General features: G+C 42.7%; 6 protein-coding genes and 2 pseudogenes. All 8 read right to left on the bottom strand.

What is annotated here, in order from left to right; genetic code table 11:
- Positions 1 to 6: 6 nt before the first annotated feature.
- Positions 7 to 1,011: a chemotaxis protein CheB gene (locus C8D84_RS09835; protein ID WP_109591819.1), complete on the bottom strand. Its 1,005-nt coding sequence runs from the start codon at positions 1,009 to 1,011 to the stop codon at positions 7 to 9.
- Positions 1,001 to 7,909, bottom strand: coding sequence for an Hpt domain-containing protein (locus C8D84_RS09840; RefSeq protein ID WP_109591821.1), 6,909 nt, complete (start codon positions 7,907 to 7,909; stop codon positions 1,001 to 1,003). The genes C8D84_RS09835 and C8D84_RS09840 overlap by 11 nt, the downstream gene beginning before the upstream one ends.
- 30 nt (positions 7,910 to 7,939) lie before the next feature.
- Positions 7,940 to 8,914 carry a CheR family methyltransferase gene (locus C8D84_RS09845; protein ID WP_228244531.1) on the bottom strand — a complete coding sequence of 325 codons (975 nt, stop codon included), beginning with the start codon at positions 8,912 to 8,914 and terminating at the stop codon, positions 7,940 to 7,942.
- Between the two features lie 112 nt (positions 8,915 to 9,026).
- A pseudogene (locus C8D84_RS09850) lies at positions 9,027 to 10,307 on the bottom strand (methyl-accepting chemotaxis protein); the annotation flags it as partial.
- Positions 10,308 to 10,616: 309 nt separating this feature from the next.
- On the bottom strand, positions 10,617 to 11,147 hold the full coding sequence (locus C8D84_RS09855) for a chemotaxis protein CheW (protein WP_055124771.1): 531 nt from the start codon (positions 11,145 to 11,147) through the stop codon (positions 10,617 to 10,619).
- 3 nt (positions 11,148 to 11,150) lie between these two features.
- Complete coding sequence (locus C8D84_RS09860; protein WP_045444033.1) at positions 11,151 to 11,513, bottom strand: response regulator; 363 nt, start codon at positions 11,511 to 11,513, stop codon at positions 11,151 to 11,153.
- 282 nt (positions 11,514 to 11,795) lie between these two features.
- Positions 11,796 to 12,173 carry a twitching motility response regulator PilG gene (gene pilG, locus C8D84_RS09865; protein ID WP_045453505.1) on the bottom strand — a complete coding sequence of 126 codons (378 nt, stop codon included), beginning with the start codon at positions 12,171 to 12,173 and terminating at the stop codon, positions 11,796 to 11,798.
- Between the two features lie 567 nt (positions 12,174 to 12,740).
- A pseudogene (locus tag C8D84_RS09870) lies at positions 12,741 to 12,823 on the bottom strand (IS5/IS1182 family transposase); the annotation flags it as partial.

Below are 12,823 nucleotides of genomic sequence, written 5' to 3' on the forward strand. Positions count from 1 at the left end.
AATCAGTTAATGCAAAGAGGCTACTACTAATCTTTCATCAATATAATCTGTTAGTTTTTGTGCTAAATCCGCTGGACTGCCAATAAAACCACAATACCCTGAATCAATAATCGCCTGAGGTTGACTTGGGCAAGCGCTTAAGCTGGGATCTTGTACCCACAATTGACTGTTATTTTCTTGAATGAGATCCAGATACTGCGAACCATCATTACCCATACCAGAAAATATAATATTGATAAGCTCGCTACCATAAACGTCGCTGGTGTTTTTAAGAATCTGACCAATCGCGGGCTTATACTCACCCTCCCAAGCTTGCTCTAGCAATATGACTCGACCGGTAGAGTCACAAACAATCTGTTTATCAATAGGAGCTATAAGACACTGGCCTGCTCTTAAACGCTGCGAAGAAGTAATCACCTGACAATGCCAGCCATTATGGCGATTCAGGATGCGTGGCAGTGTGCCAATCATCGTTTTATTAAAATGGTGCGCTAGTAAAATACATACTGGTAGCGTCGCCGACAAGTTATCCAAAAATTCTTTTATAGCACTCGGCCCGCCCATAGAAGCACCCAAAAATACTACGTAGCGCCAGTCTGCATCAGCATTATCAGGTTTGTGCACGGGTGCATCCATTAAAACGGGTAATGCCAGCATATGTGCCAGCTTACGCTTTAATTTGCGCTGCCATTTGGCATATTGCGGCGCTTCATTTAGATAAGGTGCTTGACTAAAACCCACCAACACCGCAGCAGGTTTAGATGCCGTGGTCGCGGCTACCACACTGTCGTCGTAATCACTATCTATTAGCCAGATGTCAATCGAGGTATCAGAGCGCCCCTGTTTTTCTTGCAGTTGCGCCCGTGACATACAGCCAACAAGGCTAAAACCACAACTGCGTACAGTATCTGAAAAGGCCATACGCTGATGATGGTCTTCTGCCACTACCATCACCTTAATATCGTCCTTGTTTTTTCCTCTTAGCGCCAAAACACCTGCATTATCCGTCATAAGTTACGCTGACTTTTTGACCCAGTATGTGCTGGATTTTATTAAGTAGCTCTTGTTCTTGGAATGGCTTACCCATGTAATCATTCACACCAATCTCTAGTGCACGCTCACGATGCTTTTCACCTGTACGTGATGTGATCATGATGATTGGGATATGCTGTAAGCGCTTGCTGTGTCTCACTTGAGTAGCCACCTCGAAACCATCCATGCGTGGCATCTCAATGTCGAGCAATATCATGTCTGGTATCATGTCTTGTAATATCTCAATCGCATCGATACCATCTTTTGCCACCGCCACAGTAAATCCTTGGCGCTCTAAGAAACGTGACGTCACTTTACGTACGGTAACAGAGTCATCAACCACTAAAATAGTAGACTTGAACTCTAAACGACTCCGTTTAGAATCAGCAGATTGCGAGATATTTTTGACCAACTGCGCATTACGCATCAAAGCAATCAGGTCTAAGATAAGCATTACTGAACCATCGCCCATGATAGTCGCTGCTGAAATACCTGGTAGATTCGATAACTGTTGTCCTAGAGGTTTGACCACGACTTCAATACGTGACCCTGCAATCTGATCAACCTGCAATGCAATATTTTGTCCGCTACGATTCTTAATGATAATAAGTGGCAAACTGGTATTGGTATTAACGACCAGCTCATTCAGTTCGTTGCCTGACAAAATCTCATTTAAATAACGCACTCGATAATCAACATCTTCAAAGTTCAACGTTGCATCGCCTGACTGATAATAGTCATAAAGCTTTTCTGGATTAATCCGTACCACACGCTCAATCTGTACCAAAGGTATCGCATAATAGCGATCCGCGGCACGCACAACCAATGCATCAGATACCGCAACCGTCAGCGGTAAGCGCATCGTAAAGCGTGAGCCTTTACCCAGCTCTGAGACAACTGATACAGCGCCACCTAATTGGCGAATCTCGCTGATGACCACGTCCATGCCCACGCCACGTCCAGAAATCTGCGTTACTTGCTTACTGGTACTCAATCCAGCATGGAAAATATACTGCATGATATCAAGATCTGTTAGGCTGTTATCATTTGCATCAATCAAGCCTTGAGAAATGGCTTTATTACGAACGGCTTCTACATCGATGCCGCGACCGTCATCTATTAACTGAATGACAATCTCACTACCTTCTCGATTTACCTCAAGAGTAATGCGACCACTACGCTCTTTACCTGCTTTTAAACGCGTTGAGGTATTTTCGATACCATGATCGACGGCGTTACGGAGCATATGTTCAAGCGGTGAAGTGATGCGCTCTAGAATGGTTCTATCCATCTCATCATCGGCATTGATGATCGTTAATTCAACAGATTTATTCAGCTCATTGGCAGTTTGTCGTACGATACGCTCAAGACGTGGCGTTAAGCGCGTAAACGGCACCATGCGCGAATTCATAAGCCCATCTTGTAACTCGGTCTGTGTACGAGACAGCTGTAATAAAAGGCTTTCACTGTCTCGTGTTTTTTCTAATAAAGTATGATTAATATCAATCAAATCTGAGGCTGACTCTGTCAAAGATTTGGACAACTGATTTAAAGAAGAATATTGATCCATCTCTAGAGGATCAAACCCTTCGTGATTAATCAGCTCATCGTCTATCTGCGACAAGATCTGCGCCTCAAGCTCGATTTCCATTCGGCGTAACTGATCAGCCAAGCGCTGTACCGTAATACCCATATCTTCGATACTATTGGTCAAGCTACTCATGCCCATATCGATACGAGCACGGTTGATGGCTGACTCACCAGACAGGTTAATCATATGCTCGATCAAACCACCTGAGATACGAATCATCTCATTATTATTGGCACTCTGATCTTCCTCACCCGTACTGCTGAGCATAGAAGGCATCTCACTAATATCTTTTGCCAGATACTGTGAGTCTTGCTGTTCTCTAGCAATAAAGAGCGCTTCATGCTGCGATTGTAGGGATTCTTTAGGAATTTGCTTTAGGCTGTCAGGATTTTTACTAAATTGCTGCAATGCCTCAATCAATAGCGCAGGCGTCGGTGGATTGACATGTTGTCTAAGGATAGAGATCGCATCAGCAAGCCAGTCATGACTAGCAACCAGCAACTCCAATACTTTTTTGGTAGCAGGACGACGATTATCTACAAAATCTGTATAAACCGATTCCATTTCATGTGCCAGATCAGCGATACCAGCTGCGGTGACCATTCGTGCGCCACCTTTGATGGTATGCAAATCACGCTGCAATGCCTGTAATGCTGTCGTATTATTGGTATCTTTTAAGAACAGTTGCAGATACTTATTACGATTGGTTAGCTCTTCAGCTTCTTCTAAAAACACCGACAATATATCAGGATCTGGCAAACCATTCGCCCATGACTGTTTAATCATCATGTCTAGGCTCAAGGTATCCGATACGTTAGCGCTGAGGTGAGCGTTGTTAGCCACCCTACTTTGTGCTTCAGGTTCGAAGTGGGTTTTCGGAATAGGTATGATTAGCTCTACCGTTTCTGGCAAGGCTTGGGCTTTTACAAACTGTTGTAGTTGCTCAATCAGCGCTGAGGCAAAAAATGATTTTTTATGATTTATGATATGCAGTACTTGCAACGACATTGTGTCTTGCACTATTTGCATTATTTCAAGCCATTGTGCTGTCGGTATTCTTCTATTTTCTACGAATGCTTCATAGACACTTTCAGCTTCATGGGTCAGATCACCAATACTACGAATACCTGCCATTCGCGCACCACCTTTGATAGTGTGCAGATGGCGCTGTAAAACTTTTAACGCATTAATATTGCTGATATCAGCACGCCACTTATTAAAACTCTCATCCAGCGCGGCATCGAGCTCTTGAGCTTCTTCTAAAAATATCTCTAATAGCTCAGCATCAGTATCAATAGATTCAAGCTGTAGCTCAGGTGCTGCAACGGCTCTCACAACAAAGATACCCTCATTACCATTGCTATCATCGTTTTGGTAAATACGTTGTAGATCTTCAATAACTTGTTGGTCAATCTTCAATGACGTGCTACCAGCCAATGCGTCGAACAAACCAACCAATTGAGCATGACCAGCGTGTAAAACCGCTTGGGTATCGATCTTTCTTGCTGTATCAATATTATCTTTCAAATAGGCATAAGCGTGACCCAACTCATTGAGAATAGAGGTGAATTTTGGAAACGCTTCTGCTTTATTGGCTAAGTAAGCTATTTGCGATATTTGCTGCGATATATAGCCCTGAACATGTGCTGTCTCAGAGTGATTAAGTGCGTCATCTAATTCCCACTCAGCATCCAATAGTTCATCAATATTATTGTCTAACAACTGCTCTATCGTTGGTTTGTTATCAGCCGTGACCTTATCATCGCTAATGACGTATTGCTCACCAAGCATGGCTTGCAATGAGGCTATATCTTGCTGACTTTGCGCATCTTCGATCGATATATTTTGCGGCTGAACGTTTTGCTTGTAGTTGTTTAAATAACCGTCCATTAGCGTAGCAGACTTCGCCAATGCTTCTAGATGTTGAGCATTCATGGCAGTATCTTGCTGCTGCAGTAGCTCTAAGCTATGCTCTATCGTTGCGCTAACCTCGCTGATCGCTGCTAAAGCACTAGAACCTGAAGCCCCTCGCAAGGTATGGAATGCGCGTACAATCTCATCCGTTACTTCAATATAAGACTGATCTTGATGCTCATCAACGAATTGGTCAATATCTTGCAATAGCCCTTCTGCTTCGTCGATAAAAATCTCACAAAACATTTTTTCTTCTTCGCTTTGCGGTGCTAAATAAATAGGCGCTTCTGCTATCATTTCATTGACAGAATTAATCGTCTGCAGCGTGGTATCTATCGCTGTATTAAGATTATCTTGGGTAGGGCTATGCTCATCAATAGCAGGCGACAGTACTGACGCTTGGATGGTCTCATCCTCAGAACTATTTGATGCTTGCTCATACAAGGCAGAATAGCTAAATTCGTCCCCTTGCTGTTTGCTGTAGGCATTGGCGCATGCGATCCATAAAGGCACCATCACTGGATAGTTTTGGCTGTCATTTTCAAATACTGTTAGCATCGCAGGATAGGCAGCTAGCACATCAGCAATAAGCTGACGCATATCTGCTGAGACAGTCACACTATGATCCAAAATGCGATTAAGCATATTTTCTATAGCCCAAGCCAGCTCAGCCGTATAATTTGCACCGACCATACGACCGGAACCTTTTAAGGTATGGAACCCACGACGAATATCCACCAATCCGCTTAAGTCAGCTGGCAGTAATCGCCAATCTTCATATAAAGGTACAATCTCAGCCAATACTTCATCAGCTTCTTCTAAAAATATCTCTTTAATATCAGGATCGGCATCATGAGCATCTGCCGATAGCTGCTCGGTTTCTTGCATAAAGGGTTTGAGTATCGCTGGAATATCAATGGCAGATAAGGAAGCAACAGCAGTGCTCTTTGTACTATCAGCAGTTGTCTCGTTTGACTCATTGCTCATGTCGAGAGCAGTTAGCAATTCAGCATCATCATCGAATGGAGGCGATAGTTCTAATGCTGAGTCTGAATCAGCAGTGACAGCATCTAATATAGTCAGCCCAGCATTGATAGGTTGCTGTGTCATGAGATTATTGCTTTGTAGAATAGTGACAGCAGGATCAAAGCTTGGAGATTGTTGCGCTTCAAAATCTACCACTAATGCTGGTAGCCGTTTTGCCGTATCCATTACCAGATTTACGACGTCATCTGTGACAGGCAGCGTCTTATCTAAAAGACGATTGAGCAGATTTTCGATTGACCATGCCATCTCGCTGATGCTAAAAGCCCCAACCATACGTCCTGAGCCTTTTAAGGTATGGAACCCTCTACGCACTTCAGTGAGTGGGGTTAAATCCTTTGAATCTTGCTGCCAAATAGGTAAAAAGTCTTCTAAATCAGCAATGACTTCCGTCACCTCTTCGATAAAGATGTCACGAATCTCTGCGTCCATCTCAAAATTATCAAGCTTAACTTGCTCACGAGCACGCGTTAATGCGTCACTCTCCGTACTATCGTCATCAGCCGTATCTTGCCCTACCACACGCTCATTATCTACATCAGTCAAAGCTTGGTTAGCAACATCATTTTGACTATTAGCAGGAGCAATCTCGCCACTATCATCGTAACGCAATACGTTGGTCGCTACAGATTTTCGGGTAAGGAAAGTGTCGTTGATCGTCTCTGGCGATGCAATATAATGAGTAAGAAGTTGGGCGGCAGTCGCAGTATACTCATTTGCCCGCATTAACAGCTGCTGGTCAAAAACCTGCTGTGCAAGGTAATCAAGCAACAATTCAATAGACGTTAGTCCTTCAGCCAATGCCTGAGTCACATCCCAACTGAGTACGTCAATCTCATGGATGGTCAATTGTGTAAATATGCTTGCCATATCACTCATGGTTTGGCGAATTGATGGCAATCCCATGTCGACAAAAGCATCACCAATATAGGTAAAATCAGCAGCAATGGGCAGTAAGTCAATATCTTGACGCTGTACATATTCATGGAAGCTTTGTTTGACATCTTCTACCGCGATGCGCAGCTCACGTAAACTTCCACCAACGGAAGCCGTCTCAGGACTTGTTTCCGACTGCGTCTCAATAGCTTCAAACGTTGCAGACAATGTCGTAAAAGAAGCGGCGTCCCCTATCTTGAGAGATATCGTCTGTTCAGTATGATAGATAGCGTTATATAGCTCTTGAAGCTGACGCTCAATCTGCCATTGCTCTTGTGCAAATCCTGTTTCTGATGATAGAGCCTGCTCTATGTCTGTAACAATTGCATGTATTTGCGACACGTAATAAGTCCAACCTCGACCTTCGAGTTGACTTTGTATTTTCTGTAAAGGAACGAGAAGCGTGTCTGGCTTATCCAGAGTAAAGATAAGTGTCTCAAGCTCACTGAGTATACGTGGTAAAAAGCGTGATCCCGTTGACGACGTTTGTGACAAATCATTTAGAAGTGACTGAGTGCGCTTGCTACTTTGAGCAAGGCTATTTAGTTCGATATACACCCTTACGATTAAGCTTCGAATAACGCTTGATGACAACTCAGCTTGCTGAGTGCGAGACTCTATTACTTGATCCAGCTGACTTAGCAATGACGCATAATACTCAGGTAATGGGGTATCATTATGAGCAAGGTCATTTAGCCACAGTTCCGTTAAGTACCAAAGGCGTTGTAAGTCATCATGTTGAGTGGTCTGCCATAAGTATTGGCTGACTCTTTCTAGTGTAGTCAATGAGGACGGTTGATTGGTATTGGCACTCAATAACGCTTGTACTTGCTGTCGCCAAACCAGTAATAATTGTTGATAGTGATAATCAGCTAAATGCGTCGCCGTTCTATTCGCCGGCATCATCACTTCGATGCTATTGATACCATCGATAATATGATCATCGATAGCATGACTATTTAGATTCTTATGCTGAGTATTCGCCAAGCTGACCGAGATATCTGACGCTACCCCCAGTTTCGATAGTGCTTGAGTAAGCTCGTCAGCAGCATTATCAATTAAAACGGTGTTGTGATTACCCATACGTGCGTATTGATTCAACTCACGCTGTAGTAAGCGATGAGAAAACTGACCAATGTGGCGGTCGTTAGCAGAAATACTATCGCGACTGCTAACGTCTGCCAGCAAGCTCAGTTTATTGGCAAGATCTGCTAATAAATTAAGGCGAATCATCGTTAGCGCGCCGCCAACCTGATGATAATGTTGCACCATCTGATCGTAATCAGTGCTATCAGCGTCTAACTGCCAGCCATCAGATATCTGTGATAATTGCTGATTAAACAGTGGTAATAACCACTCAAGCGTCACTATGTCATTGGGCTGGTTTTTCATAGGGTTATCCTAACTTGTCTAGGCACTAATCTAGGCATTAATTTTTTGCCACACATTAACCTGTGGGTGCGCAATACGGCGCATATTTGAAGGACGCCAAAACAACGCCTCACCTGGAGCCAATATAATATATCCACCTAACGCACACTGCTCTGATAGCCTTGCCAAAATATCACGCTGATCAAACTTGCGAAAATATAGCAGCATATTTTGACAGATAATGACATGCTGAAGGTGCGAAGTGGGTGGTTTTTGCTCAATAATATTGTGTAAAGCGAAGCTAACATAGCGTCGTAACGTTGGCGCAATCTGCCAGTCTGCCTGAGTGCCAGTCATCGCCTTTTTTGCGGTAGACACCTTATAAAAATGCGATTGACTGATATCACACTTAGTCCGCAATGGCTGAACGAACTGCTGGTACAGGTCTGGAATTAACGACTGCTGCCGCTTATCATACTGCCCTAGTCGTGCTTTTGTAATGGCTTGTTGGCTGACATCTGTACCCAATATCGTATAATTAATCAATTGTTCAGAAGCCAAGCTCATCGCCAATGACCATGTTTCTTGTCCACTGGCACAACCAACACTCCAAATGCGAAATAAATCATTAGCATCATTGTCGTGACCACGATCAGTACTAGTGGCAGTAAGCTGCTGGCGCTGATGCTGTAATGCACACTTTGTGACAAACTCGATAGAAGGCATATGACGAAAAAAACGACTTTCGTGAATCAGTACTTTATCCAATAACTGTTGGCGTACTTCATCGTTTTTTGATAGTTGACACCACAGCTTTTCAACTGTCAATCCATATGATAATGCCGTGTGTTCAATCGCATTTATCAACCATTGCAGCTGGACATTGGGTAGAACGAAACCAATCTCTTGTTCTATATATCGCTGCCACTGCTGCACATCAAAACTGTCTGCCTGCAGCAAACCCTTAATCAACGAGGGTTTGACTGCTTTGATAGAATTGCTGTCTGGTTGAGTAAAATTATTCACGTCACCTGCTATAGTCACTGCTGCAAATCATCGTATCTGCACAGTATATTATTAACACATTAATTTAAAAACGGTCAGTGGTCTAACACCTACTTGACGTTAACACTTGTCATTACACATTTGCTGATAACGCTTCTTCGGTATCCAACATCTCATTTTCTAGTAGCTCATCATCGTTTGATACTTTAAAACCAGTGACTGACTCTTGCAATGCTGCAGCCATTTCGCTCAGCTCACCAATAGAGCGCGCGGTTGCCATTGTGCCAGAAGAGGTTTGTGAGGTAATATCTTGAATAATATTCATCGTATGAGAGATGTGACCAGCAGATTCTGCCTGCTGCAAAGCGGCGTTTGAGATGTTTTGAATCAAGTCAGCCAAGGTACTAGAAACGCTCTGCACTTCTTCTAGGGCTTCACCAGCATCTTTTGCCAAACGTGCACCGCGCACAACTTCAGAGGTCGTCGATTCCATTGACATAACTGCTTCGTTGGTATCTGCCTGAATGGTTTTTACCAAGGTTTCAATCTGTTTGGTAGCGTTAGCTGAACGCTCAGCAAGACGTTGGACTTCATCAGCAACGACTGCAAAGCCTCGACCAGCCTCACCTGCCATCGATGCCTGAATAGCAGCATTCAATGCCAAAACGTTGGTCTGGTCAGCAATATCATTAATCAAACCAACGATATCACCAATTTCTTGCGAAGACTCACCCAGACGCTTAATACGTTTTGAGGTCTCTTGAATCTGATCACGAATCACGTTCATACCTTCAATAGAGCGCTGTACAACTTCCGCTCCATTATGAGAGATAGCTACTGAGCGCTGAGCAACGGTCGCTGATTCTGAAGCGTTGTTCGAAACTTGGTCAATCGATACTGTCATCTCATTAATAGCCGCTGATACACCAGCAATTTCTTGTGCTTGGTGCTCAGATGCTTCAGCAAGTTCGACTGCATTCATCTGTGTTTGGTCTGAAGACTGCGAAACGCGGTCAGCCGTGTTGTTAATAACCAAAACCAATTGACGTAATTGGTCAATCGCAAAGTTAACTGAGTCAGCAATTGCCCCAGTAAAATCTTCTGATACGGTGGCATTAACCGTCAAATCACCTTCTGCTAAATCACCCAATTCATCAAGTAAACGTAGAATAGCAATCTGGTTACGTTCGTTTTCTTCTTGAATTTGACGCGCTCGCTCAGATTCCGCTTCTGCTTCCTGACGACGACGCAAGGTTTCTTTTTCAATGAGTAGACGCTCTGATCCCCCACGCTGCTTCAGTAACTGATACAGAGCAAAGAGGATGCCTAATACCCCTACGACAAATATAATCGCTGGTAAAGTAACGGATTGATTAAAATCAGCCAAGTACTGACTTACTGACGATAACGAATTGACCAGCCAAATCAGGCAGGCCACACTTATTAGCACAAAAAACCCTAACAATAACTTCCACTTGCTATTAGCGTCCTTGCCATCTGTTGTATTGGTCGTACCAGCTACAGGTTTCTTTATAACATCACTCATCGTACGTATTCCTTTCAAACAATCATCAAAGTCTCATCGTGACTGACTTTGACAATCTTATTGTTATAAAAACAACAGTGATTAGCAAAGCCTGTATGAATACTGACACCCAACCGTATCATGTCATTCGCTATTATTTCGTCATCGTTATAGCAGCCAGATAGCTGTTATCGACTGCTATATTGCAGCATCGGTATACTGCAAGTCTTGTGCGAGCAGGCTTGGCATAAAAACATACCAATCTTGCTCATTTTTAAAGAACTTACCGTGATTATAAGGAGCAAAGGGCGAATTAGGCTCTATAGCTTCTGCACGGTATTGATCATGCGTAAATTGTTCAATCCCAATAACTTGATCCACTAACAGTCCTGAAAAGAGATTGTCATGTTCAATGACAATGACTTTTCGTTGGCTCATTTGTGTTAAACGACTAGGGACCTGTAGAAACTGAGACAAATCGGTGATTGGCAATAGGCGTCCGCGGATATTGGCGATGCCTAGCATCCAAGGCTTCACTAGAGGCAAGCTGGTATACTCTGGCATGGCCAATACTTCTGATACTTGACCCATCGGTGCAACTAACCGCTGTCCGCCAATCTCGAATACCACACCTTGCCAGTCATACTCTTGTCCACCGCGGCGACCACTTTTGCGCGCGCGTGCCAAGTCTGCTAAACGCAGAAGCTCAATAAACCCTCTGGAAGCCACAATCTACTCCATTACTTTACGAATGATATTAACCAATCCATTTTCGTCAACGGGCTTAGCCATATATTCTTTAGCGCCTTGGCGTTTTCCCCAAACTCGATCGGTTTCCTGATTTTTGGTACTGATCATAATCACTGGAATATGCGCGGTGGTTTTACCTCGAGTAATTTTGCGAGTGGCCTGAAAACCGTTCATCTCAGGCATAACCACGTCCATTAAAATGACATCTGGTAAGTGATCAATAGCCATCTGGCAACCTTGCTCACCATTTATCGCCTCTAATACTTTAAAATTATGTCTGGCAAGCATGTCGCGAAATTTCGCCATCTCAGATGGTGAGTCGTCAATGACTAAAACTGTAGTCATAGGAATTTCCTTTATTTTCGAAAGTATCCATAAGGATATGTTGTTATATTATTGAGACAATCCGACTGAAAGTAGCACGCCAACCATGAATGGCAGGGCAACTCTCTTAACAGTTTCGATTAAATATTGAGCCGTTATTAGTAATATTTTATCAATACTAAATCTCTTAACCGTAATGCCCAGCCTAATTTATCTGACTCTGTATAAAGCATAGCTATGCATAAATCATACCAACCTGTAAGACGATATTTAACGATATGTCTATAAGTGGACTTATTTATATTAGCGGTACTGATTAATTGCCTCGAACAGCTCATCTTTACTAAATGGCTTGGTCAGATACTCATCTGAACCCACGATACGACCACGCGCTTTATCAAACAAGCCATCTTTAGACGACAACATAATCACAGGTTTGCTGGCATAATCAGGGTTATTTTTTATTAGCGCACAAGTCTGATAGCCATCCAAACGCGGCATCATGATGTCGACAAAAATAATATCTGGATTGTTATCGACAATTTTTGCTAAAGCATCAAAACCATCAATGGCGGTCACAACTTCGCAACCCGCTTTTTGTAATAAAGTCTCTGCGGTACGGCGAATGGTTTTTGAATCATCAATCACCATTACTTTTAAACCATCAAAATTATTTTCCATTATCAGTGTCCTATAAACGACTATTTATTCTTAATACCATCCATCAATGCAAAAATTTAACGATTATTTCAAACTGTCATATCATTCATTATTGGACTGATATGAGACGCTAAATTTGCATTACCATATGTTATGACAGTCGACATATCAGCTGCCAGTATCTGCCTGTCAAACAGAGCGTCAACATGGGCTACTATACGCACTTTCTAATTAATAAGCTTACTAAATTGCGCCAAATCTATGGCTTTTTAGACGACTTATTTTGCTTTTATTATCGTCCACTGCAACCGTATTTGGTCTAAAACAAGGTAAAGTACCTTTTATTACTGATGACCTTGACGATAAAAGAGATAAGCTCGGAGTAGAAGAACCATCAACCTTATGATATTTCTGCATTATATAGAAACGCTTGGCACATTGCTGAATAATTTTCTTTTGTGATAAAAATGTATCATTGTATTTTGTTATGTTTGTTTTAGCACAGTTATCGACTAATTTCCAGTTATGAATGAGCCAATATTCGAACTGGTCAGTAATATAAAAATCCGTTCAGACTAGGGCGTGTCATCAATTAAGCCAAATGACACAAGAAACTAAATGAATCGCACTGAGGAAATGACAGGCTAACTTGTCATAGCGAGTAGCAATCG

Source organism: Psychrobacter immobilis, from assembly GCF_003148585.1.
Lineage (GTDB): Bacteria > Pseudomonadota > Gammaproteobacteria > Pseudomonadales > Moraxellaceae > Psychrobacter > Psychrobacter immobilis.

What these genes read in the sequence shown, in the direction of transcription:
- C8D84_RS09840 (WP_109591821.1), bottom strand. Translation starts at nt 7,909, where the DNA reads ATGAAAAACCAGCCCAATGACATAGTGACGCTTGAGTGGTTATTACCA.
- C8D84_RS09860 (WP_045444033.1), bottom strand. Translation starts at nt 11,513, where the DNA reads ATGACTACAGTTTTAGTCATTGACGACTCACCATCTGAGATGGCGAAA.
- pilG (WP_045453505.1), bottom strand. Translation starts at nt 12,173, where the DNA reads ATGGAAAATAATTTTGATGGTTTAAAAGTAATGGTGATTGATGATTCA.
- C8D84_RS09835 (WP_109591819.1), bottom strand. Translation starts at nt 1,011, where the DNA reads ATGACGGATAATGCAGGTGTTTTGGCGCTAAGAGGAAAAAACAAGGAC.